The 24,239-nt window shown below is 64.1% G+C and carries 20 protein-coding genes; 11 read left to right on the forward strand and 9 right to left on the reverse strand.

Annotated features, from left to right (window positions below; translation table 11 throughout):
- The first annotated feature begins 108 nt into the window (after positions 1-108).
- The 4 genes from G3I74_RS14445 to phoU are packed head-to-tail and all read left to right on the forward strand — an operon-like array spanning position 109 to position 5,725.
- Positions 109-2,418, forward strand: a complete 2,310-nt coding sequence (locus tag G3I74_RS14445) for an ABC transporter permease subunit (RefSeq protein ID WP_164212310.1) — start codon at positions 109-111, stop codon at positions 2,416-2,418.
- 11 nt (positions 2,419-2,429) lie between these two features.
- Entirely contained in the window at positions 2,430-4,088 is a 1,659-nt protein-coding gene (pstA, locus tag G3I74_RS14450) for a phosphate ABC transporter permease PstA (RefSeq protein ID WP_164212311.1), read from the forward strand.
- A 21-nt stretch (positions 4,089-4,109) separates the two neighbouring features.
- Positions 4,110-4,952 (forward strand): phosphate ABC transporter ATP-binding protein PstB, encoded by an 843-nt coding sequence (gene pstB, locus G3I74_RS14455; RefSeq protein WP_164212312.1) that lies wholly within the window; start codon positions 4,110-4,112, stop codon positions 4,950-4,952.
- 50 nt (positions 4,953-5,002) lie between these two features.
- Complete coding sequence (gene phoU, locus G3I74_RS14460) at positions 5,003-5,725, forward strand: phosphate signaling complex protein PhoU (protein ID WP_164212313.1); 723 nt, start codon at positions 5,003-5,005, stop codon at positions 5,723-5,725.
- A gap of 19 nt (positions 5,726-5,744) precedes the next feature.
- Here the strand turns inward: phoU and G3I74_RS14465 are convergent, their stop codons facing one another.
- From G3I74_RS14465 to queG, 3 genes are all read right to left on the reverse strand, one after another.
- Positions 5,745-5,900 carry a hypothetical protein gene (locus G3I74_RS14465; RefSeq protein WP_164212314.1) on the reverse strand — a complete coding sequence of 52 codons (156 nt, stop codon included), beginning with the start codon at positions 5,898-5,900 and terminating at the stop codon, positions 5,745-5,747.
- 69 nt (positions 5,901-5,969) lie between these two features.
- Positions 5,970-7,472, reverse strand: coding sequence for an aminotransferase class III-fold pyridoxal phosphate-dependent enzyme (locus G3I74_RS14470; protein WP_164212315.1), 1,503 nt, complete (start codon positions 7,470-7,472; stop codon positions 5,970-5,972).
- 375 nt (positions 7,473-7,847) lie between these two features.
- A complete protein-coding gene (gene queG / locus G3I74_RS14475) occupies positions 7,848-8,927 on the reverse strand; it encodes a tRNA epoxyqueuosine(34) reductase QueG (RefSeq protein WP_164212316.1) in 1,080 nt (359 codons plus the stop codon).
- Between the two features lie 61 nt (positions 8,928-8,988).
- Between queG and G3I74_RS14480 the strand changes: the two genes are divergently transcribed.
- Genes G3I74_RS14480 through G3I74_RS14495 form a run of 4 tightly spaced genes read left to right on the forward strand, consistent with a single transcriptional unit; the run spans position 8,989 to position 12,206 of the window.
- Positions 8,989-10,461, forward strand: coding sequence for an NAD(P)H-hydrate dehydratase (locus tag G3I74_RS14480; protein ID WP_164212533.1), 1,473 nt, complete (start codon positions 8,989-8,991; stop codon positions 10,459-10,461).
- Positions 10,458-10,889: a tRNA (adenosine(37)-N6)-threonylcarbamoyltransferase complex ATPase subunit type 1 TsaE gene (gene tsaE, locus G3I74_RS14485; RefSeq protein ID WP_164212317.1), complete on the forward strand. Its 432-nt coding sequence runs from the start codon at positions 10,458-10,460 to the stop codon at positions 10,887-10,889. Before G3I74_RS14480 ends, tsaE begins: the two co-directional genes overlap by 4 nt.
- Positions 10,886-11,434 (forward strand): gamma-glutamylcyclotransferase family protein, encoded by a 549-nt coding sequence (locus G3I74_RS14490; RefSeq protein ID WP_164212318.1) that lies wholly within the window; start codon positions 10,886-10,888, stop codon positions 11,432-11,434. Before tsaE ends, G3I74_RS14490 begins: the two co-directional genes overlap by 4 nt.
- 49 nt (positions 11,435-11,483) lie before the next feature.
- Positions 11,484-12,206, forward strand: coding sequence for a DUF1499 domain-containing protein (locus tag G3I74_RS14495; protein WP_164212319.1), 723 nt, complete (start codon positions 11,484-11,486; stop codon positions 12,204-12,206).
- A gap of 20 nt (positions 12,207-12,226) precedes the next feature.
- On the opposite strand, the gene G3I74_RS14500 is transcribed toward G3I74_RS14495, so the two are convergent.
- From G3I74_RS14500 to G3I74_RS14525, 6 genes are all read right to left on the reverse strand, one after another.
- Positions 12,227-13,420, reverse strand: a complete 1,194-nt coding sequence (locus G3I74_RS14500; RefSeq protein ID WP_164212320.1) for an amidohydrolase family protein — start codon at positions 13,418-13,420, stop codon at positions 12,227-12,229.
- Positions 13,421-13,463: 43 nt separating this feature from the next.
- Entirely contained in the window at positions 13,464-15,047 is a 1,584-nt protein-coding gene (locus G3I74_RS14505; RefSeq protein WP_203594779.1) for a carbohydrate porin, read from the reverse strand.
- 70 nt (positions 15,048-15,117) lie between these two features.
- Complete coding sequence (gene glsA, locus G3I74_RS14510) at positions 15,118-16,173, reverse strand: glutaminase A (protein ID WP_203594780.1); 1,056 nt, start codon at positions 16,171-16,173, stop codon at positions 15,118-15,120.
- A gap of 27 nt (positions 16,174-16,200) precedes the next feature.
- Positions 16,201-17,385, reverse strand: a complete 1,185-nt coding sequence (locus tag G3I74_RS14515; RefSeq protein WP_203594781.1) for a DcaP family trimeric outer membrane transporter — start codon at positions 17,383-17,385, stop codon at positions 16,201-16,203.
- Positions 17,386-17,687: 302 nt separating this feature from the next.
- Positions 17,688-18,041, reverse strand: coding sequence for an Hpt domain-containing protein (locus G3I74_RS14520; RefSeq protein ID WP_164212321.1), 354 nt, complete (start codon positions 18,039-18,041; stop codon positions 17,688-17,690).
- Positions 18,038-18,760 (reverse strand): response regulator transcription factor, encoded by a 723-nt coding sequence (locus G3I74_RS14525; RefSeq protein WP_203594782.1) that lies wholly within the window; start codon positions 18,758-18,760, stop codon positions 18,038-18,040. The genes G3I74_RS14520 and G3I74_RS14525 overlap by 4 nt, the downstream gene beginning before the upstream one ends.
- Before the next feature lie 362 nt (positions 18,761-19,122).
- Between G3I74_RS14525 and G3I74_RS14530 the strand changes: the two genes are divergently transcribed.
- The 3 genes from G3I74_RS14530 (at position 19,123) to G3I74_RS14540 (ending at position 24,231) form a co-directional block, all read left to right on the forward strand.
- Complete coding sequence (locus G3I74_RS14530; RefSeq protein WP_164212323.1) at positions 19,123-21,411, forward strand: ATP-binding protein; 2,289 nt, start codon at positions 19,123-19,125, stop codon at positions 21,409-21,411.
- Positions 21,412-21,526: 115 nt separating this feature from the next.
- Positions 21,527-21,961, forward strand: a complete 435-nt coding sequence (locus tag G3I74_RS14535; protein WP_164212324.1) for a YidB family protein — start codon at positions 21,527-21,529, stop codon at positions 21,959-21,961.
- 41 nt (positions 21,962-22,002) lie between these two features.
- Positions 22,003-24,231, forward strand: coding sequence for a carbohydrate-binding family V/XII (locus G3I74_RS14540; RefSeq protein ID WP_203594783.1), 2,229 nt, complete (start codon positions 22,003-22,005; stop codon positions 24,229-24,231).
- Positions 24,232-24,239 lie beyond the last annotated feature (8 nt).

A 24,239-nucleotide genomic window follows, 5' to 3' on the forward strand; every position in this document is an offset into this window, starting at 1 on the left:
TCGCCTGACCTCACGCGCCAAATCGCGCCTACCTGCAGCAGCCCCGGTCTTCCGGGGCTGTTGCACAATGGGTCGGGCGGTTGGACATTCTGATCTTTCTGGCCGACAATGACTAACTCCGTCAACCGCACGTCCGAAGCCTTGAGCGACTCATCCTACCTGCCGTCCCGGGAGGCCATGGCCCGTCGCCGCCAGCGGCGGTATCTGGCCGACGGCGCAGCCCGGTGGATGGTGCGCGCCGGCGGCGGGGGCGTGGTCATCGCCCTGGCCCTGATTTTCGTCTACCTGTTCAGCGAGGTTGTTCCGCTTTTGCGCGGGGCGACCGTGGAGCCCGCCTATTCCTACGAGCTGCCGGCTGGGGCGAGCGAGGAAACGCCGCTGCTGGGGCTGGAGCGCTACGGCGAGATCGTGATGCGCTACAGCGCCTCGGGCCGGCTGTTTTACTTCGAGCGCGATACCGGCGCCTTGCTCGAAGAGATTGATCTGAACATTCCCCCCGGGGTCAGCGTGACGAGTTTCGGCAACGGCGAGCCCAGATCCCGGCGCACGGTTTTCGGCCTGTCCGACGGCACCGCCATCGTCGTCGATCATGAGTTCGAGCTGCAGTTTCCCGAAGAGGGTGTTCGGGTCGTCGCCCCGGCGCCGGTTTTTCCGGTCGGTGATGCGCCCGTGGTGGTCGATGAAGACGGGGTCGCGTTGACCGCGATTACCGTCCAGGCAGCGCGCGAGGACATCGGCGTCGCCGCGCAGAGTGCCGATGGCCGCATGCTGTTCGTGCGCTACCAGGTCAAGACCAATTTCATGACCGGGGATCAGCAGATCGAGCGTCGGGCCTACGAGCTCCCGACCCTGCTCGAGCCGGTCGAGCATCTGCAGCTCAGCGCGAATCTCTGGAACCTGATCGGGGCCGACCAGCAGGGTAATCTCATCTACTGGGATATCTCCAGGCCCGGCGACGCCCTGCTTCGTGATCGCCAGATCGCTTCTGAAGCCGGCGAGCAGATCACGGCGATGCAGTTCCTCAACGGTACGTTTTCCTTTGTCGTCGGTACTTCTTCTGGCCGGCTTGCGCAGTGGTTCCTGGTCCGTGACGAGACTGAAGACGCCGGGGACAATATCTTTTTCCTCGAGCAGGCCCGCGAGTTTTCCCGCCACGACGGCGCGATTACCGCGATCCAGCCGGAATACAGCAGAAAAGGCTTCGTGGCCGTGGACGACAGCGGCGGTCTTGGCATTCACTACGGCACCTCGGCGCGCACGCTGTACCTGAAGCAGGTCAGCGATCGCCCGCTGACCGCCGTGGCCGTCTCGCCGGTCAACAACCACGTTGTCGCCCAGGACGACCAGGGTCGGATACACGGGTTCAGCGTCTGGAACGAACACCCCGAGTATTCGCTCAAGGCCTTGTGGGGCAAGGTCTGGTACGAAGGCCGCTCGGACCCGGAGTACGTCTGGCAGGCCTCGTCGGGTTCCGACGCCTTCGAGCCCAAGTACTCGATGGTCCCGCTGACGATCGGCACCCTCAAGGCGGCTTTTTTCGCCATGCTGTTCGCCATGCCGCTGGCCATCGCCGGGGCCATCTACACGGCGTATTTCATGTCGCCTCGACTGCGCGGCTTCGTCAAACCCACCATCGAGGTGATGGAAGCCTTACCCACCGTGATTCTCGGTTTTCTGGCCGGGCTGTGGCTGGCGCCGTTCATCGAAAACCATATTCCGGTGGTCTTTACCGTCCTGGTGGGCCTGCCGGTGGCTTTCTTGCTGGTGGCCTATCTGTTCTCGCGGCTGCCGCGGCACGTACGCAACCGCGTTCCGCCCGGCTGGGAGGCGGTCTTTTTGCTGCCGGTCATCGTCGGCGTGACCTGGCTGATGGTCAGCCTTTCGCCGCTGATCGAGATCTGGTTTTTCGACGGCTCGATGCGCCAGTGGTTTACCGATATCGGGATCACCTATGACCAGCGCAATGCTCTCGTTGTCGGCATCGCCATGGGTTTTGCGGTCATCCCGACGATTTTTTCGATCGCCGAGGATGCGGTCTTTACCGTGCCCAAACACCTGACCCAGGGTTCGCTGGCGCTGGGCGCGACCGCCTGGCAGACGGTGACCATGGTGGTGCTGCTCACCGCCAGCCCCGGCATTTTCTCGGCCGTGATGATCGGCTTCGGGCGCGCGGTCGGGGAGACCATGATCGTGCTCATGGCCACCGGCAACAGTCCGGTCCTCAATTTCAACATTTTCGAAGGCATGCGCACGCTCTCGGCCAATATTGCCGTCGAACTGCCCGAAACGGCGGTGGGCTCGACCCATTTCCGTATTCTGTTTCTGGCCGGGCTGGTGCTGTTTGCCATCACCTTCGTGGTCAACACCATCGCCGAAATCGTCCGCCAGCGCCTGCGCGCGCGCTACAGCAATCTTTAAAGGTTATCGCCATGCGTAACTGGTTCAAATCCGGCGATCCGTGGATCTGGATGATTGGCGGCGCGCTGAGCATCTCGGTGATCATGGTCGTCGGCCTGCTGCTGCTGATCGCGGTGCGCGGTTTCAGCCACTTCTGGCCGTCGCCGATCGTCGAAACCACGGCCGTGGTCGAGGGTGAGCAGGTCCGGGTGCTGGGCGTCGTCACCAACTCCGAAACCCTGCCCGCCGATCGCATCCGCGAGTCGGGCCAGATCATCGACGATGATGCGATCCTGGTGACTCGCCACCTGTTCAAGGTGGGCAATCGTGATATCACCGGGCGCGATTTCGTCTGGTACCTGGAATCGACGCTGTCGGATTTCCGCTATCCCGAAAACGCCATGATGGTCGAGCGTCGGGAGTGGGGTAACTTCTACGGCTACCCGCTGCGGCTGGAAGAGGCCGGCGTGCCGGTCGCAGGGGGCGATGAGCTGTGGCCGGTGCTGCAGGAGCGCATTGTCCGCGCCAACGAGCTGCACGGTCAGATTCAGCAGATCGAGCGCTATGAGATCGGGCGGATCAACGGTGAGCTGGAGCGCCTGCGGCTGGAAGAACGAAAGATGGATCACCGCCAGCTCCCGGCGGCCGAGCGCGCACCGATCCAGCGCGTCATCGACCAGCGCCGCCAGGCGCTGGAGGCCGAATACGAGGTCCTTCGCATCCAGCGCGAGGAACTGCAGGAGCGCGCGCGTCGGGATGTCTTGATCGCACAGACAGCGAACGGGATCGAGACCCCCATCAATCTCTCGAACATCGTCATGGCCTCGCGCAACAACGCCTTGAGCCCGCCCGGAAAGCTGGCCTTCTACGGCCACAGGATCAAGGATTTCCTGACCGGTTTCCCGCGCGAGGCCAACACCGAAGGCGGGATTTTCCCGGCGATTTTCGGCACCGTGACCATGGTGCTGATCATGTCGGTGTTCGTTACGCCGTTCGGTGTCCTGGCCGCGATTTATCTGCGCGAATACGCCAGGCAGGGGCCGCTTTTGAAGATGATCCGGGTCTCGGTCTACAACCTGGCCGGGGTGCCCTCGATCGTATTCGGGGTATTCGGCCTGGGCTTTTTCGTCTACCTGGTGGGCGGGTCGATCGACAACCTGTTCTACCCGGAGCGCCTGCCGGCGCCGACCTTCGGCACGCCGGGTCTGTTCTGGGCCTCGCTGACGCTGGCGCTGCTGACCCTGCCGGTAGTGATTGTGTCGACCGAGGAAGGGCTGGCGCGTATTCCGCGAACCATTCGCGAGGGCTCGCTGGCGCTTGGGGCGACCAAGTGGGAGACGCTGTGGAAAGTGGTCGTGCCGCTGTCGGCGCCGGCCATGATGACCGGTCTGATCCTGGCGGTGGCCCGGGCCGCCGGCGAAGTCGCGCCGCTGATGCTGGTCGGGGTGGTCAAGCTGGCGCCCAGCCTGCCAGTGGACGGACAGTTTCCGTTTATTCACCTGGATCGCAAGATCATGCATCTGGGCTTTCATATCTACGATGTCGGCTTTCAGAGCCCGAACGTGGAGGCGGCCCGCCCGCTGGTCTACGCCACCGCGCTGACCCTGGTCGTGCTGATTCTCGTGCTCAATCTCACGGCCATCGCCATTCGCAACCGCCTGCGCGAGAAGTACCGCGCCGAAGGCGATTGATCCCGTACTGGAAGCATACCCATGAACGAAAAGACCCAACCCGAAGACGCCGTGAAGGTTTCGGCCGGACAGTTCGATCGCAGCCGCAGGTCGCTGAACATCCAGCGCGAGGATATCGCCGTCGAAGTCAAGGATCTCAATCTGTTCTACGGCGCCGACCAGGCCCTGAAAAACATCAATCTGAAGATTCCCCGCAACCGCGTGACCGCTTTCATCGGGCCCAGCGGCTGCGGCAAGTCGACCCTGCTGCGCTGCTTCAACCGGATGAACGACCTGATCGATATCTGCAAGATCGACGGTCAGATCATCATCGACGGCCAGGACGTTCACAGCCGCGACGTCGACGTCGCCGAACACCGCCGGCGGGTCGGCATGGTGTTTCAGAAACCCAATCCCTTCCCGAAGTCCATTTTTGAAAACGTGGCCTACGGTCTTCGCCTGCAGGGGGTCAGCAACAAGCGCACTCTGGCCGAGGTGGTCGAAAAGGCCTTGCGTGCTGCAGCGCTGTGGGACGAGGTCAAGGATCGTTTGCAGGACAATGCCTTCGGCCTGTCCGGCGGACAGCAGCAGCGCCTGGTGATTGCCCGCGCGATCGCCATCGAGCCGGAAATCATTCTGCTCGACGAGCCGTGTTCGGCGCTGGACCCGATTTCCACGGCAAAAGTCGAGGAACTGATGATCGAGCTGAAAGAAAAGTATACGATTGTGATTGTCACCCACAACATGCAGCAGGCGGCGCGGGTTTCGGACTTCACCGCGTACATGTATCTTGGCGAACTGATCGAATTCGACGACACCGCCAAGCTGTTCACCAACCCTGCCAGGAAGGCGACCGAAGACTACATCACCGGACGTTACGGATGATTGACTGTCTAAGCGGGTTGCCAATCTAAGATTTCGCTGGAGCGAATCGAATGGAAAAGTACTTTGATCAGCACATCTCGCGCCGCTTCAACGAAGAGTTGGAGGCCCTGCGCAGCCACGTCATGAAAATGGCGGGCACCACCGAAGAGATGCTTGCCGACGCCATCGCCGCGCTGGTGGAAGGCGACACCGAAAAGGCCGAGGCCGTCATTGCCGCCGACGATCAGGTCAACCTCATGGAAAAGCGCATCGATGAGGAAGCCATGCAGATCCTGGCGCGACGTCAGCCCACGGCCAGCGATCTGCGCCTGGTCATGGCCATCGTCAAGACCGTCAACGACCTGGAGCGCATCGGCGACGAGGCCGAAAAAATCGCCCGTGTGGCGATCGTGTTGACCGAGTCCGAGCGGCCGCGAAACAATTATTACGAACTGGAAAACATGGCCGGGCACGTGCGCACCATGCTGCGCGATGCGCTCGACGGCTTCGTGCGCATGGTGCCGGAAGTCGCGGTCAGCCTTTTTCGCGCCGACAAGAAGGTCGACGACGAGTACGAGGCAATCCTGCGACAGTATTACACCTATCTGGCCGAAGAGCCGCGAAAAACCAGCCGCATACTCAACGCCATCTGGATCGCCCGGTCGCTGGAGCGCATCGGCGACCACGCCAAGAACATCGGCGAGTACATCTACTACCTGGTCGAAGGCCGCGATGTGCGCCACATGCCGAGCGACGAAAAAGAGCAGGCGCTGCTCGACGACGGAAAGGACTAGCGGGCCATGCGGCTAGGTTTTAATGCAGAAAGCTGGCCGCCGTCAGCAGGCTGGCGAACAGCCCGAGAAAAAGGCTGGTCAGCGCCAGCAGTTCCCCGGCCATCTGGCCGCTGCGGCGCACAATGGCGTGGATCGCGTGGCTGGTGGTTGTCCTGCGATAGCGTGCTTGCGGCATGATGCTTGTCCGTGGTGAAGGTTCACCACGGATTCAAACATTGAGGCTTCTCAAAATCTGAGAAAGCGCTCAGGCCGCCTGGTCGACTGCCTTCAGTGGGCCGTTGAGCAGGGCTTCGCGGGTTGCGTCCACGATCAGGTCGACCTCGGCGCTGGTGACGGCAAACGGCGGCGTGTAGCGCAGCGAATTCTCGCCGCCGTGGATGACGTTGATCCCGTGCATGCGTAGATACTCTTCAGTTGAACCCTCGCCGTAGGCCTTGTAGCGCCCGGCGTCGAGTTCCACCGAAAACAGCAGTCCGGTGCCCTGCACCTGGGTAATGCGGCCGCCGAGTTCGTCTTTGAGATGCTCGAACTTGTCCAGGAATTCCCGACCGCGCTCGACGATGTTGGCGCGCAGTCCGGGCGTGACCATGTTGAGCACCGTCACACCCACGTCCAGGGCACGCGGGTTGGCGGTCATGGTGTTGCCGTAGACCCCCTTGCGGTACAGCTCGGCGGCGCGCTGGTTCATGGCCAGCACCGACAGCGGGTACTGGCCGGCGTTGAGCGCCTTGGAATAGGTCTCCAGGTCGGGACCCGGCAGACCCTCGAAGCCCGGGTAGTCGACCGCCGACAGCGTGCCCTGGGCGCGCAGGCCGGCCTGGATGGAGTCCATCAGCAGCAAGGTGCCGTGCTCGTCGCACAGCTCGCGGGCCACGGCGTAAAACGCCGGGTCCAACGCCGCACCCGGGTTGCCCTCGCCCATGACGGGCTCCATGAACACCGCCTCAAAGAACACCTGCTCGCGCTCGGCGCGGGCAAAGATTTCGCGCAGCGCCTCGATGTTGTTGGGGGCCACGGTGACCAGGCTGTCGTCGTCGCGGAACGAGGCCAGGTGACGCGCGTAGGTTCGGCGGGTGGAGTCGGAATAGCGCGCCGGTCGCTCGGTGCGGCCGTGAAAGCCGCCGGTGAGCGACAGCCTCTGGATCCGGTAACCCGCTTTCGGCCCGCCCGGGTCGGTCATCAGCTTGGCGTTGATGTCGGCGATGCGCCCGGCCACGGTGACCGCCTCGGAGCCTGAATTCATGCACAGGAAGCGCTCGAACGGGCAGCCGTCCTCGCGCCGGTGGCCGATTTCGCGCCGGAGCGTTTCGACCAGGCGCAGGTGGCTGAAGCTCGGGGTCATGACGTTGGCCATGACGTGCGGCTGGCTCATGGCCTGAATGATCTTTTCGGGTGCGTGGCCGAAGCCCAGCATGCCGTAGCCGCCCGAGTCGTGCAGCACCGCGCCCTTGGCGGTGATGATCCAGGGCCCGCGTCCGGCCAGGGCGACAAAGGGATTGACCGCGTCGTCGGCGTAGAAGTTGACGAACCCGGCCTGCAGGGCGTCGCGCTGGTCTGCTTCGTCGGCCTCGATCAGGTCGGGGTAGGCCGAGCGCCAGCACTCGATGACGCCGAGGGCGTCGTCGACGGCCTGCTCCAGGCGCGAATCCTGCTCGGCGAAGCGTTCGATAACTGAGTCGGCCAGGCCGCGGGTCAGCGTTTCGCCGCCTGCGCTTCGCAGTGTTTGCAATTTTTCGAGAATCGCCATGAAAAGGTCTCCCGACTGGTTTCAAAGTTAATTCGCCATTCTAGCAAGCTCCCGTTAGCGGGGCTGGGGCGCTCGCTTCGACCTTGCCGGTGATGACTATGGCTTCGAGGCCGGTTGGGGTGGGGATGACCTCCTTCAGTTCGACGCGTGGCGAGGCCTTCAGGAGGCCATCCCCACCCCAACCGGCTTGACGTTGGTGCATCAGCGCCGGCGACGGCGTCTTCGAAGTCGGCCGGTGGGTTTTTGCCGAGAACGTAGGCGAGGGGGCGGGGAGACGTCGCTGAAGGCCTCGCCACGCGTCGAACTGAAGCGACATCTCCCCGCCCCCTCGCGGTCGAAGCCTATTGGCCCAGATGCTTTGACAGAGGCTTCCGGTCAGTGCGGGTGTTGCTGCAGCGCCCAGGCGACGTGCTCGCGGACCAGGGCGGAAGCATGATCGATGCGCGCCTGCAGCGCGCTCAGGACGGCGGGGCTTGTGGGCGCGTTGCCCAGGGCCACGGCGATGTTGCGCAGCCAGCGCTCGTGGCCGATGCGGCGGATGGCCGTGCCCTCGGTGCGCGCCAGGAAGGTGGCCTCGTCCCAGGCGAACAGTTCGACCAGGTCGCCGGCGTCCAGGTCCTGGCGCGGCTGAAAATCGTCCTCGCCGCTGAACTGGGCATAGCGGTTCCAGGGGCAGACCATCTGGCAGTCGTCGCAGCCGTAGATGCGGTTACCCATGGCGGCGCGGAACTCGACCGGGATCGAGCCTTTCAACTCGATGGTCAGGTAGGAAATGCAGCGCCGGGCGTCGAGCTGGTAGGGCGCGATGATGGCCTGGGTGGGGCAGATGTCGATGCAGCGTCGGCACGAGCCGCAGTGATCGCGCACCGGTTCATCGGCCGGTAGCGCTAAGTCGGTATAGATTTCGCCCAGGAAAAACCAGGAGCCGGCGCGGCGGTTGAGCAGGTTGGTGTGCTTGCCGATCCAGCCCAGGCCGGCTTTTTCAGCCAGCGGCTTTTCCAGCACCGGGGCCGAATCGGTAAACACGCGGTAGCCGATGGGGCCGAGGGCTTTTTCGATCCGCTGGGCCAGTTTCTTCAGCCGCGAGCGCATGACCTTGTGATAATCGCGCCCGACCGCGTAGCGCGAGATGCAGGCCCGCTCGGGCTGCTCGAGAAGGGACTCGACCGGCGTGGCGTCGGGCGGCAGGTAGTCCATGCGCGCAGCGATCACCGAGCGCGTGCCCGGATGCAGCAGCTGGGGCCGCGAGCGCTTGCGCCCGTGGGCGGCCATCCAGCCCATCTCGCCGTGGTGGCCCTCGTCCAGCCACCGATCCAGGCGCCGCTCGTAGGCGGCCAGATCCACATCGGCGATACCGATCTGCTGAAACCCCAGCTCGAGACCCCAGCGCCGGATATCCGCCACCAGTGCGCTGGATTGCTCGTTGGTGACGGGATTGGCCTGCTGTTGTGGCATCTGCGCAGTATATCGGGCCACGCGGGCAGACTCAGGCCACCGGCCTCTATAATCGGTGGCGATGGATATTGGCAATCGTCTTTATCGCGCCGAGCAGGTCCAGGCGCTCGATCGCCAGGCGATCGAGGGTCACGGCATCGCCGGCTACGAGCTGATGCAGCGCGCCGGCCGCGCGGCTTTCCGGGCGCTTCGCGCGCGCTGGCCCGAGACCGGCGCGCTGACGGTGTGCTGCGGCGGCGGCAACAACGGCGGCGACGGCTACGTCATCGCCCGCCTGGCGCTTGAGGCCGGCATGGCGGTGCAGCTGATCGCGCTGAAGGACCCGGGCGAACTGGCCGGCGATGCGGCCACGGCCGCAGCCGACTGGCGCAACGCCGGCGGTAGTCTTGCCGATCCCGAGCAGCCGCTGTCCGGCGAGGTCATCGTCGATGCCCTGCTCGGCACCGGCCTGGACCGGGCGCCGGCCGGCGCCTACGCCCGCCTGATCGAGCGCATCAACGCCAGCGGCAAGAAGGTGCTGGCTGTCGACGTGCCCTCGGGCCTTGATGCCGATACCGGGATGCCGCTCAAGCCGGCCGTCAGGGCCGACGTCACCACGACCTTCATCGGCAACAAGCGCGGCCTCTACACCGGCCAGGCCGGCCACTGGTGCGGTCAGCGTTTGTATTTCGACCTGGCAACGCCGGCGGCCATCCACGCTGACATCGACGCCGACGCCCGGCTGCTCGCGGTTGCCGACCTGCGCGGCTGGCTGCCGCCGCGCCGGCCGGACACCCACAAGGGCGATCTCGGCCACGTGCTGGTGATCGGCGGCGATGCCGGCATGGCCGGCGCGCCGGTGCTGGCCGGGCAGGCCGCGCTGCGCACCGGCTCGGGTCTGGTCTCGCTGGCAACGCGCGCCGAGCACGTCGGCCTGGCGCCAAGCGTGCAGCCGGAGCTGATGGCCCATGGCGTGGAAACCCTGGATGCGCTGGATGCGCTGATCGAGCGCGCCGATGCGCTGGCGCTGGGCCCCGGCCTGGGGCAGGGCGAGTGGTCCAGGTCGCTCTGGCAGCGCGCGCTGATCGGCGACCAACCGCGCGTGGTGGACGCTGACGCGCTCAACCTGCTGGCCGCCGACGACGGTCCGATCGCATGCCCGGGCGCCGTTCTGACCCCGCACCCTGGCGAGGCGGCACGCCTGCTGGAGGTGAGCGCGGCCAAGGTGCAGTCAGATCGCTTCGCCGCCGCCCGCGCGCTGGCCGAGCGCTTTTCTGCGGTGGTCGTGCTCAAGGGCCACGGCACGCTGATCGCCGAACCCGGCGGCGCGGTGGCCGTTTGCCCCTACGGCAATCCGGCCATGGCCTCGGCCGGCATGGGCGATGCCCTGACCGGCATCATTGCCAGCCTGCTCGGCCAGGGCTGCAAGCCGTTCGACGCCGCCTGCTGCGGCGTGCTGGCCCACGCCCTGGCCGGCGATGCCGCCGCTTCGGGTCGGCGCCAGATCGTGGCCGGCGACCTGATCGACCGCCTGGCCGATATCCTGCCGGCATGAGCGAGACCTTCATCCTCCCGACCGAGCAGGACATGCTCGACTTCGGTGTTCCGCTGGCCGCGCGCCTGGCCGACGGCGGCGTGGTGTATCTGTCCGGCGATCTGGGCGTGGGCAAGACCACCCTGGTGCGCGGCCTGCTGCGCGCAATGGGTCACGCCGGGCGGGTCAAGAGCCCCAGCTACGGCCTGGTCGAAAGCTACGATCTTGAGGGCCTGACCGTCCACCACCTCGATCTTTACCGCCTCGGCGAGGCCGAGGAAATCGAGTTTCTGGGCATTCCCGACCTGCTCGACGAACAAAGCCTGCTGCTGGTCGAGTGGGCAGAGAAGGGCGTAGGCTACCTGCCGCCGGCGACCTTGCATATCGCCATCGAGGACCTGCCGGACCAGAGTCGCCGGCTGACCATCGAAAAAACCGTCGCGACATGACTCGACAGCTGACCTACCTGGCTTACGGCTCCAACCTGCATCCCCTGCGCCTGCGCGAAAGGGTACCGTCCGCCGATCTGCTCGGCGTGGTCAACCTCAGCGGCCAGCGCGTGGTTTTTCACAAGATCAGCCCGGACGGATCGAGCAAGTGCGATCTGGTCGACGCCGGTCGTTCCGCGCTGGCCTTCGGTGCTTTGTATACCCTTGATGCCTCTGATCTGCCCGCGCTGGACGCGGTCGAAGGCGTGGGTTCGGGCTACGATCGGATGCCTTTCCCGCTGTACTTTCGAGGCCAGGCGCTGCGGCCGTTTACCTATCGGGCGTCGGCCACTCATATTCACCCCCGCCAGCAGCCGTTTGCCTGGTACCGTGACCTGGTGACAGAAGGCGCTCGCTACCTCGGGCTGCCTGATTGCTACTGCCGCGACCTGGCCGCCGTGGCCGCCCAGCACGATCCGGATCCGGCCCGGCAAGCCGAGCACGCGGCCCTGGTGGCCCGCATTCGACGCTTTGCTCGCTCCGCCAGGCCCAGGCCTGTGTCATGATTTGTACTGGCTGCCGGCCTGGCGAATCCCGAGAGACCGAACCGACATGATGAAAATACTCGCCCGCCTCGTTCTGATCACCGCGCTGGCCGCGCTGTTGCTGCTGCTGATTGCCGGCCCCGGCACGCGGCTGGCGTTCTGGGACTTCCGCTTCGGCTTCACGCTGATGCGCTGGGCGGTCTACCTGGGTGCCGCCAGCGCCGTGGTGGCGCTGGTTCTGATGCTCGTTCCCAAGCTGCGCGCCGGTCGCGCCGGGCTGCTGGCGCTCAGCCTGATTGTGGGGCTTGCCGCGGCCGCGGTGCCGGCCTGGCAGCTCAACCAGGCGCGCAGCCTGCCCAGGATTCACGACATCACCACCGATTTTTCCGATCCGCCGGCTTTCCGCGCGATCGCGCCGTTGCGCGCCGATGCGCCCAATCCGCCCGAGTACCAGGGCGAGGAGATCGCCAGCCAGCAGCGCGAGGCCTACCCGGACATCCAGCCGCTGCTCACCGAGGCCTATCCGGCCATCGTCTTCGATCACGCACTGGACACCGCCCGCGGGATGGGCTGGGAGATCGTCGCCGCCGAGCCCGAACTGGGCATCATCGAGGCCACCGACACCACTTTCTGGTTCGGCTTCAAGGACGACGTGGTCGTGCGCATCTCGGCCGAAGGCGACGGCAGTCGGGTCGACGTGCGCTCCAAGTCACGTGTGGGCTTGAGCGACGTCGGCGCCAACGCCGCGCGCATCCGGTCTTTCATGGAGCGGCTGGCCGAGCGGATGAACTAGCCGCATGGCCCACTGGCCGCTCAGTCTGACTGCGCCACCGTCGCCGGCCCGCTGTCCGGGCACACGGTCGGGGCCGTGTAGTCGAGGTCGAGCAGGCGGAAATAGTTTTCCCCCAGGGCGATGTTGCGGAAGGCCTCGTTGTCGAGAAACCGCAGCGCCCGGCTGGTGATCTCGAGCTCTTTTGCATACTGCTGATATTCCTTGTAGCCGGCGGCGACAAAATCCGAGCCGGCCAGAATCCGGGTGGAATATTCGTTGAAGAACGGCACGAAAGTGCCACCCCACTGGTGATAGGAGTTGTACAGGACATCCCAGGAGATATCCAGCATCAGGTTTGGGTAGTCATCCAGCAGCCTGCTCATGATCGCGACATGCTGCTCCGGTGACATCGTAGACAGTTCTTTCGATAATCCCATATGGGCCCAGACAATGGGATTGTCAGGATACTGATGCAACACATGCTCCATCAGGTACAGGTACTTGGTTGGATCGGCGTTGTTGCCCAGATCGGAATGGAGCGTGATGGGAATATTGCGTTCGCGCAGGATTTCCATGAACGGCGCCCAGTCATCGATGTTCTTGGTTGTTACCGCCTGATGATGATTCCCCATCAAAGCCTGCTTGACCACGTTCACCTCTCCGGCCCAGGTAAACATGCCCGGGTATTCCTTGTCGTACATCGCAATGGTGTCGACGATCGAATCCGGATCTGCCAGATCCATGAAGGTCATGGATAGCGTGATGTGCAGGTCGTCATGGGAATACATTTCGACTTCCATGCCGTTGAGAAAATCGTTCTTGACGCTGGGTCTGGCGGCAACGCCTGGGCAGTCCAGGTAATACACGCAACCGGAACCCATGTCCAGGAGCTGACCAATACCCATGTAGGTTACGAAGCGAACACCCATCTCTCCGAAATAGTCGAACAGTTCGGGCGGGGACATCGCGGGGCCTCCAAATGGCTTCGGGTGAAAATGAGCATCGACCACGGTGGTGTAGGGCTCGTTTTCCCGATCAAAGCAGGCCTGCTGGTTCTCGGGTTCGGCGAACGATGCCAGGCTGCGTTTCGAGGGGGGCAGGGGGTTGTCGGATTCGGCTGCCGTCCAGGGCAGGCTGGTGCAGCCGGCCAGCGCCAGGAGCAGCACGGTACACGCGCCCAGATACACGCTTTGGCGCAGGCACGTGCGGGTGGATTCGAAAGGCTTTGTCTTCATGATCAGTCTCCGGAAATTAAGGCGCGTGGTCCACTAGCCGCGATCAGAACATCATCTCCAGGTTGGTGTGGAACACGAAGCCGTTTCCGCCGAGTACGAACGGCACGCTGGCGTAGCCGACCGGGGAATCTTTCAGATACATCAACTCCGTGTTGACCCGGAACAGCCGGCGCTCGTTGGGATACCAGTTCAGGCCGCCGGCCAGATCCCAGGGCTTGCCGTACTCACCGAAGATCTTCGAGCCGGCCACGTAGGCCTGCAGTTTTTTCGGCATCAGCATCGTGCCGAGCTGGACCTGGAACCCGTGATCGAACAGATCGTCCACGGGCACGTCGCCCTCGGTCGCGAATTTGTCGACCCAGCGCCAGTAGTACTCGCCCTCCAGCGACCAGCCGCGGTATTTGTAGCCGGCATCGACGGCGGTCATCATGTAGGTGGCGCGATTGACCCGGCCGTCGGTACCGAACGCGCCGGGCTGGAACAGCAGGGTGCCGTCGGACAGGCGAATCTGGGCGTTTTCGATGGCGTCCGTGCCCGGCTGGCTCTGGCGATCCTCGCGCGAATGGGTGAAATGAATGCCGAAGGTGGTGGCCGGCGTTTCGTGGAACTCGAAGTCACCGTAGCCGCCGGCCGGGCCATAGTCGCCCTGCGGGGTCCACCACAATGCGCCTGAGACGGTGTTGAGGCCGTCGTCGAGCTGATCGGCGCTGACGCCGACCTGGCTGAGGTTGTTGCCGACCATGACGCGGTAGTTGAGGTTATTTTCAAAGGATCCAGCGGCCCAGATGCCGGAGGTGTAGCTGGGCCGGAAGAACTCGTCGGCAATGGTGCGGCTGTCGACCTTGTTCCAGTAGGGGAAGGTCCCGCGCAGCGTGCGCGTACCGGGCAGACCGCCGATGCCCACGCCCAGATCCAGCGCGCGCGAGATCCGGTAGCTCAGATTGCCCGCGATGACGACCGAGGCCGATTCGCCCTGGCTGGCGTTGGAGGTCCAGGTGTAGAAGGTATAGCGCAGCGACGGATCGAAGACCCAGCCCTTGAAGTAGAGGTTGATCTTGTTGAGCTGGAAGTCGTTGCGCTGGTTGATCTCGCGCTCGCGGCCGAAGGCGTCGACGTAGGTGTCGTCGAGGTCCTGGGTGTTGAGATAGCGCACGTAGGCCCAGGCGCTGAAGTTGAGATCGCCGTGCGGCGTATCGACCAGCTTGAACCCCTGGCCGCCCGGCTGAAACACGCCGTAGCTGTCGCGCTCGGGGGTGAGATCGACCGGCGGCGCGGTGCGCGGCCCGGCGCTTACCGAGGGTTCTGTTTCCAAGGGTTCTCTCTGCGCCACCGCTGGCGCTGCCGGTTCGGGTGTGCCGGCATCGCGCTCATCACGGCTCGAGGCGTCGTCCGCGACAGCGCCCTTCTCGAGCTCGCGGATGCGTTGGTCGCGTTCGGCCAGCGCCTGCTCAAGTTCCTGCTGTCGTGCCTCCAGGGCCGCCAGCCGGGCCATGATGTCTTCCGTCGCCGGCGCTTCGTCGGCCGCGGCGGTGCCGAAGGCCAGGGCAGCGGCAAGGCCGATCGCCAGGCGATGTGAGCGTGACGGGCTAGGGCGACGGCGTGGCGCGGCCGGATGAGCTGCGTTCATGGGGTTCTCCAGGGTGTAGCGATGGGCGCCGGGCCGCGCGCTGCGACCCGGCGCCCTCCAGTGAAGCGGATCAGCGTCGTGTCGGCTGGACCGGCTCGACCTCGTAGGGGTTGCCGCCGAGGGCATTGGAGACGTACTCGATGGCGCGCTGCGCCTTGACGCTGTTGCCGGCCTCGTCGAGCGGCGGCGCGATCGCGGCAATGCCGAATCGGCCCGGTGAGACGGCGACGATGCCGCCACCGACGCCGCTCTTGGCCGGCAGTCCGGTGCGGTAGAGCCACTTGCCGGCGTCGTCATAAAGGCCTGCAGTCGACATGATGGCCAGGGTTTCGGGAACGTTGGCGGCCGACATGACCGCTTCGCCGGTGACCGGGTTGAGGCCGGCGTTGGCCAGCGTGCCGGCCATGACCGCCAGATCGCGTGCATTGACGTTGATCGAGCACTGCTCGGTATAAATGTCGGTGGCCTGGTCGGGATTGGAATCGATGTGACCGTAGGCGTACATCAGTCGACCGATGGCCACGTTGCGCTGATTGGTGGCAGCCTCCGACTCGTACACCGGCTGGTTGACCTCCAGCGTGCGCCCGGCGAATCGAGAGTGGAACTCGAGAATTCGATTCCAGATCTCTTCGCGCGACTCACCCGCGACCCGGCTGGTGGTGGCAATCGCACCGGGATTGACCATCGGGTTCATTTCCGCGCCCTTGTACTGCTCGATGGCGACGATGGAGTTGAAGACCTGGCCGGTTGCATCGACGCCGACGCCGTCCGGCGCGAAATCCGCACCTTGTTGCTCCATGACCAGCGCCATGGTGAAGACCTTGGAAATCGACTGTATGGAGACTTCCGATTCCACGTCGCCGGCGGTGAACACGCGTCCGTCCGGCGTGACCAGGGCGATGCCGAAGATATCGGAATCGACTTCCGCCAGGGCCGGGATGTAGTCGGCGTTGGCGCCTTCTTCGAGATCACTGAATTGCTGCAGGGCGTCGTTCAGCACCCTCTGGATCTGACGATCGGGCATCGCCGCGATATCGGCGGCGTGCAGCGGAGCCAGGAAGACCAGGCCGAGGAAAACGGCCGCGGTGGTTTGCCTGATCAAGGCAATAAGGTTTTGATGATGCATGTGCTTTTCTCCAGCAGGATGAGCGGATCAGAAACTGAACTTGAAAGAAAACTGGACGCGGGTATCGGTGCCGTCGGACCCGTCGTTCAACTCGAGCTTGCCGTGCAGAAATTCGGCCCCGACCATGACCCGCTCGGTGGGGTAATGGAGCAGGTTGACCAGGCCATAGTTCGACTTGTCGAAGGCCTCGGGTCGCTGACCGTCGGCGTTGTCGAGGTCGGCGCTGCTCCAGCCGATCGATGAACTCCAGCGCTCGCTCCACCAGCGGTTGTAGAACAGCAGCCAGCCGACGATGGGCACGGCGGTAGCCTGCAGTTGAGCATCGGGTGCCAGGTCGACGCCGCCGTCGTTGAAGTAGTTGGCAATGCCTCGGCCGTAGACGATCTGCCACAGCACCTGATCGCGGCCCACGGTATTGACGGCACCGGAGAGGTTGAGGCCATAGCCGAGTTCATCACCGGAGAAGTTTTCCTCGGTTTCGTCGTCCAGGGCCTCATAGCCCACCTGGCGGAGAATGCCCGCGGCCTGGAAATGGCCCCAGTCTTTCTGGAGGCGCCACTGCGCGGTCAGGTCAGGGAGTTCGTCCTTGCCGCGTACGTTCAGCCCCGGCGCGATGTCGGGCACCTTGCCGGAGTCGACCCCGGCAGACGGCGACTCCAGCGCGATGGCGAAGCGCTGATCGTCGGTGTTGAGGGGTGTCCAGCGCAGCTGAACGTTGCGGAAGAAGATCATCCCCGGCGGCCCCCAGTAATCGATCGAGTTGGGGAACACGTCCGGGTTCATGAACACGCTGTTGGTCTGCCCGGCGCCGAACTGGTTGAGTTCGGCCCAGGCGTGGCGCAGCCGGGGCGTGACCTTGCCCGCATCCGGTCCGACCCCGTAGAGTTCGAACTCGAGCTGGGTCTTGATTTCGCCGATGTCGGTCGGGATGCCGGCGCGCATGCCGAAGCGGGTCTGGCGGACGCTGAAGATGGTCTCGCCATCAGAGCCGCATCCAGCGTCGCCCGGGCAGTTGACCGGAATCTGCGAGGGCCGCAGCGTGTCGTTCCAGTCCGGTGCGACTCGATCGAAGTCGTAGATCGCATCGAGCATGATGTATCCGTAGAAATCGAAATCGATTTCCTGTGCCGAAGCCGGCAGTGCGGTAAGCGCCAGCAATGCGCCAGCGATGATCCGGTTTCGTGCTTGTGTGAACTTGTTTGCCGTATCCATAGCCTTGTCCTGATTGGTCAAACGCGAATCCCTGGCAGCGAGCCCCACGGATCCGTCCTGGCGCCCTTGCGCCGACGGCAATGCTACGGACCCCGGCAACCCGTTGGAAGCCGATAAAGCGTGAGTTGACAAACCTTTGCATTCACTTGGGCGGGCAGGCGAGTAGGGGTGGACGACAGCGCGTCGCGCCGTTCGCGTGCGGCTGAGAGTGTCGAGACGGAAAAAGCGAGGCAGCGGCACTTGGCGCGTCCGCAAGGCGGGCGTGGAACGGCAGGGAGGCCGGGTTGACTTTGGCGGGTGGCTCAGGTCCGGCTCAGCCAGTCCGCGTAGGCCTGCCGGGTGGCTTCGATGGTCTGCTCGATGTCGGTCAGGCGCTGGCGCTCAATGGGCGTTTCACGACCGGCATCGATTTCCAGCCGTTCCGCCTTTTGCCGAAGTTCCAATGCGCCGAAGCTCGCGGCTGTTCCTTTCAGGCGATGGGCAAAAGACTGGAGTTGGGGGCCATCTTCGCTCAGCCAGGCGCCGAAGCAACCGTCCAGCGACTCCCGTGCCGCCTCGCCAAACAAGGCCAGCATCTGCTCAGGAAAGCCGGGTCGGACTTTTTCCAGCGCCCGAATCTCAGCCAGCTGGCTCGGGCAGAGCAGCGGCTTGGTCACGCCTCGGAGTCCTTCGGATCGGTGATGCGCCGCAGGCAGTAGCCTTTCTGATAGACGCCCTCCAGCTGCCAGCCGCTGGAGCCGTCGAGACCAAATGTCTTGCGCAGTCGACTGACGTGCGTATCGATGGAGCGGGTCTCGACATTGCCGTTCAGACGCCAGACGTGGGTGAGCAGAGATTCACGGCTCAGGACTCGACCATTTCTGCGAAACATGAACAACATCAGTTCGAATTCGCGGTTGGTCGCCCGACAGGGGGTACCGTCGATACGGATCTGGCGCTGCCTGAGATCGAACTCGAATGGCGGCCAGTGTTCCAGCGTTCCCTTGTGCGGGTGCAGACGCCGCATGACCGACTCGATGCGTGCAATCAAAACCGTGGCTTCGACCGGCTTGGTCACGTAATCATCGGCCCCGGAATTGAGGCCGAGCGCGACCTGCTCGTCGCGATCGAAGTGGGTCACGAAGATCACCGGCGTCGTGACGTGGTCATGCTCGCGGATGGCGCGCAGGAACTCCAGTCCGTTCTCGTCGGGCATGTCCCAATCCAGGAGGATGAGGTCGACTGAATCCGGGCCCGATCGGCGCCGGAACTCGGCCGTTGAATGAAACGCCAAGCCCGTATATCCAGCCCGCGTCAGCATCGCTTCGAGCAGCGCAGCGTTGACCGGGTCGTCGTCGATCACCCCGATCACCCAGTCCTGGATCTTGTCCGTCATCGTCTCGATCGGCTCTGTCATCGTGGAGCTAATCCTTGTTCCTCAGCTATCGAGGATCTTAAAAAACAGGCCCGACGGCAAGGCCAAAGGGGCTTTTGGACCTGAACGTGAATGTTATCGACGCTTCGACCGTATATCATAAAAGTCGGGCACATCTTGGCGTTAAGCCCACGCGCATGATCATCGATAAATCCTGTTCGGGTGGAAACGTGTGCACGGGAATGTTGTACGAATTCCCGATTTCTCAATATCCTACTCCGCGGATAGCGATTCGACCAGTTCGTGCTGGCGTGGTTTACGTTTGTTTACGCTTGTTGGTTTGTCTGCGAGCTGCAGGCTGCATTCTGATCCTGCTCTCGACGATGCCCGCTGGGGCACAGGAGCCGCCGGAAAGCCCGGTTCCCGGCGACGATGCCTACGTCGAACGGGCGACCCGCCTGCTGCAGCAGGCGGTGGAGGCAGGCGACAGCCTTGCAACCGCCCGCGCCCAGCTGGCCCTGACGGAGCACATGTATTCGCGCGGCCTGTGGGCCGAAGCGGCCGCCCATGCAGATCTTGGGCGAAACGCGGCGCGCCTGGCCGGCGATGAAACGCTGCTGCCGGAACTGGAGCATTTCATGGCGCGGGCGCTGCTGAGGATGGAGCGCTCGGCCGAGGCGACGCGCTTGTATCTTTCGCTGCTCGATCGCGCCGAACAAACCGGCGACCAGGCGCTTGCCGCAAGGGCGAGTCTGTCGCTGTCGTCGTTGCAGGGACGCGCGGGGGATCTCGAGTCGGCGCAAAGATTCGCTGAATCGGCCCTGCAGCTGACTGGTGTCGTTGATCTGCCCGATCTGCGCGCCCGCGTTCTGATCAACCTGGCGCGTATTGCGCTTCTCCAGGATCGTCCGGAACAGGGCCGCGCCCATCTTGCCCAGGCGCAGGCGCTTGCCGCCGAAGAGTTGACCGACCAAACCCGATCTTCGCTGCTTATGGCCGAGCTGAACATCGCCGCCAACGATGGCGCAACCGAGCGCGCGCTTGCCATTGCCCGCCGCACCGTGGCCCTTGCCGAAGATCTTGACAGCGTGTTTTTCCAGGCCTTTGCCCTGTCCCAGCTTGCTCCTTTGCTTTGCCGTAGCGGACAAAGCGAGGAGGCGATTGTTCACTTCGAGCGCTCGGCAGCCCTGTTCGAGCAAAGCGACGCGCCGGTCGAGCAGAGCGAAACGCTGATGGCGCTGGCGCAGTGCCTGCATGACATCCAGCGCCACGAGCAGGCTTACGCGAACGTGCTCGCATCCCGTTCTCTGCTCCAGGAGGCTCACAGCCGCCAACGCAGTGATTCGATGCAGGCCAGTCTGGCCGCGTTTCAGAGTGAGCGGCAGCTGCGCGAGCTGGCGCGCCTGGGTGACGAAGAGCAATTGCTGCGCGCGCGCGTTTCCGAGCAACAGCTGCGCATCAGCCTGATGGTGATTGGCCTACTGCTTCTGGGGGCGCTGGCCGGCGTGCTCTGGATGCGCAATCGCAGCATTGCCCAGCAGCGCGCAGCGCAACAACAACTGGAGCAGACGCGCATCGACCTGCTGGCGCGCACCAGTCACGAAATCCGCAACCCGGCGCAAGGCTTGATCGGACTGCTGGAGCGCCAGTCCTCGAACGACCCCCGCCGCGCTGAAGACCCTGATCACCGCTCTGCGCTGGCCGCGGCGCGCATGATTCAGCACCTGGCCAACGATTACCTCGATCTGTCCTTGCTCGAGCAGGGCAAGCTGCGCATCTGCAGCGATGCCCGCTGTCGCCTGAGCGAACTCATCGAGCATGTCCGCCAGCTCGCCGAGTCTTTTCTCGGCGAGGTCATGCCGGCGCTCAACGTCACTGTGGCACCCGGGCTTGCTGATTGGATTCATGCCGACGCCGATCGCCTGATGCAGGTCTTGCTCAATCTCGTCATCAATGCCGCGCGCTACGGCGGGGATGATGAAATCGACCTGATCCTTGATCAAAGCGACGACGGTAAATGCTTGATTATCAGGGTCGAGGATCGTGGGCCCGGCCTGGGCAATGCCGACACGCAGCTGTTCGATCCGTACGTGCGCGGTGAAGCAAGCGGAGAGAACGTGCGCGGTAGCGGGCTTGGATTATCCATCAGCGCGCGCATCATCGACGCCATGGGTGGTCGGATGCGGGCCTGCAATCGAGACCGCGGCGGTGCCCGCTTCGAGATTCGGTTGCCGCTCCGGGTCGCAGAGCCGACCCCGGAAGAAGCGCTGCCCGATCGGGCCGGAGACGCTCCTGCGGCCGGATGCCCGCGGGTGCTGCTGGTGGACGACGACCGTTTTGCCCGGATGGGAATCCGGGCCGTGCTGGACAGCTTCGGCTGCGAGACATACGAGGCGGCCGACTGGTCGGCAATGCAGCCGCTGGTCGAGGAACACGATCCCCCGCTGGTTCTGCTCGACCGTCATCTGACCAATGAAGACGGCCTGGAGATTGCGCGGCGACTGCGTGAGCGCGATCGCCGAAACGGTCGCAGCCGGCGTCGCATCGTCATGATCAGCGGCTCGCAACGTCCGAGCGATCTTGATCAGGATGATCTCCTGGACGACTGGTTGATCAAACCCGTCACGCGCGCCCGCTTTGCGCTAGTGCTCAAAACCCCGCCGATTGATTGAAACGCCCACGGTCAATGCCTGGCGCCGGCGTTGGTTGCGTCTGAATTGACAAGACTTGACATTCGTTCTCGCGATTAGTCAATAGACTCAAGGCTTTCATCGATGGAAGTGGTCTATGGACATTCAAGAGATTCTGAAAACCGGCGCCCAGGCGTTTCAGTCCCAGCTCGCCGGCGGGCAGGCTGGATCGCTCTCGCTGGACAAGATCATGGATGCCCTGGCCGGCCTGATGCCGGGCAAGGGTGAAAATGTCGACCTTGCTGCCTTGGTCGGAAACATGCAAAGCGGTGGACTGGCTTCGCTTGCCGAGTCCTGGCTGGGCGACGGCGGGAATTCCGCCATCGGCACCGAGCAAGTGGCTTCGATGTTTGGCAGCGAGGAGATCCAGGCGTTCGCCGCCAAGCTGGGTCTTGACCAGGGCACCGCGCTGGAAGGTCTCAAAGGCGCACTGCCGCAAATGATCGATCAGGCCTCCAGTGGGGGCACGCTGGATTCCCTTGGCGGGGTCACGGGGGTAATGGCCATGGCCGGCAAGCTGTTTGGTCGCTGATCGTGCCAAAAGCGAAAAATTGCCGGCGCCGAAGGCTGCTGATGGGTGCGGTTCTGTTGCTCGCCAGCCTTTCGGCCCATGCGGAGTTGCACTGGCCGCAGGAGATTTCGGCGACCGAAGGCGTCATTGTGGTCTATCAGCCCCAGCCGGAAAAACTCGACGGCAACCTGCTCGAAGGCCGTGCCGCGGTGGCGCTCGAACTGAACGGGCGAGAAGAGCCGATCTTTGGCGCGATGTGGTTCAGCGCGATGCTCGAGACCGATCGAGATGCCGGCACGGCGAGCGTGCATGAGGTCAAGGTCACCCATGTGACCTGGCCCGACTCCCGGGATGCCGATGAACAGCGCTTTACCTCGATTGTCGAAGCCGCGGTGCCTGAAAGCGGCTTTCAAATTTCGCTGGAGCGGCTGACCGCCAGCCTCGGAACCGCGGAGCTGGTGCTCAAAAGCCTGGAGAACCTCAATACAGATCCGCCCGAAATCATATTCCGCGAGGAACTGGCGGTGCTGCTGCTCTACGACGGTCAACCGCGCATGGCCCAGATCGACAACAGCCCTTACGAGCGCGCGCTGAATGCGCCGATGGTGGTCGTGTGCAAGCAGCGTGGCAACGAGTGCTGGTTGTCGAGCGGGACCCTGTGGTATGCATCCAGCAGTCCGCTGGGGCCATGGACGCCCACCGATGCGCCACCGCGGGATCTCAAGGAGATGATGCCGACGCCCGATTCATCGGAAGATGTGCCGGAAACCCATCCTGCCATCGTGGTGGCGACCGAGCCGACCGAACTGATCGTGACCGTTGGCAAACCCGAATGGACGGCGCTGACCGGCGGCGATCTGCTCTACGCATCCAACACCGAATCGCCCTGGTTGCGAGAAATCAGCACCGGCAATATGTATTTGCTGCTTGCCGGGCGCTGGTTCCGCTCCCGGAGCAACGAGGGACCCTGGGTGTTCGTGCGGCCGGATGAATTGCCCGCCAGTTTTGCCGCGATCCCCCCGGCGTCCGATATTGGCGGCCTGCGCACGTCCGTCGCCGGCACGCCGGAAGCAGAAGACGCCGTGCGTGACGCGGCCATCCCGCAAACGGCTGCCATCAAGCGCAGCGAGGCGTCCTTGACGGTCGAGTACGACGGCGAGCCGAGCTTCGAGACCATCAAGGGCACGGACGTGGCCTACGCCGTCAACACCGGCGCCCAGGTCCTGGCCATAGACAACAACTACTATGCCGTGGATAACGGCGTGTGGTTCGCGTCGGATTCACCCTCGGGTCCCTGGGCGGTGGCCGATGAAGTGCCACGCGAAAAGATCGCCACCATCCCGCCCACCTCTCCGGTCTACAACACGACCTATGTCGAGATCTACCAGTCCACGCCCGAGGTGGTTTACGTGGGCTATCGGCCAGGCTATCTGTGGTCGTATCCGTTTTATGGCGTGCCGGTCTACGGAACGGGCTGGTACTACCCGCCTTATTACGGTCGGCGATACTATCCGCGGCCGCCGACCTGGGGCTTCAATGTCGGCTACAACCCCTGGAGCGGCTGGAATTTCGGTCTTTCCTACAGCAGCGGCTTTTTCAACTTCGGCATGAGCTGGGGCGGTGGTTACAGCGGCGGATATCGGCCCTGGCGCTGCTGCGGTGGCTGGTACGGTGGTGGCTACCGCGGCCCGACCATCATCAACACCGGCAACATCAATATCGGCAACAACATCAATATCGGTAACCGCGCCCGGATCAGCAATCGTCTGGCCGGCAGCGGTCAATTGGCCGGAGCGCGTATGGATCGGTCCAGGAACATCTACAACCGGCCCGAAACCAGGAACCGCCTGGCCGATCGCAGCGCTGTGACCCGCGACCTGCGCCAGGCGCGCACATCCACCGGCAGAGACAACAACGTGTTTGCAGACCGCTCGGGTCGGGTGGCCCGGGTCGACGGCGGCAAATGGCAGACCCGGGAAGCGGGTTCGTGGAAAGACACCGGCAGCGTAGCCGATCGGCGCCCCGGAAGAGGCCCGGTGACCCGTCCGGCAACGCCACCGGGTAACCGTCCGACAACGCTGGGTACCCGGCCCACGACCCGACCCACGACCCGACCTGCTGGGCCCGGCGTCCGTCCGGCGCCGCGCCCCTCTCTCAATGTCCGTGACCTTGACCGGGCCAACCTGGCGCGCCAGCGCGGCGCAGCCTATGAGCGGGCGCGACCGATGCCGCGTGGGGGCGCCGGAAGGCCGATGCCGCGAAACATGGACATGCGGTCGAACCGGCGCTGAGGTTTGCG

The organism is Wenzhouxiangella limi (assembly GCF_010499265.1).
Lineage (GTDB): Bacteria > Pseudomonadota > Gammaproteobacteria > Xanthomonadales > Wenzhouxiangellaceae > Wenzhouxiangella > Wenzhouxiangella limi.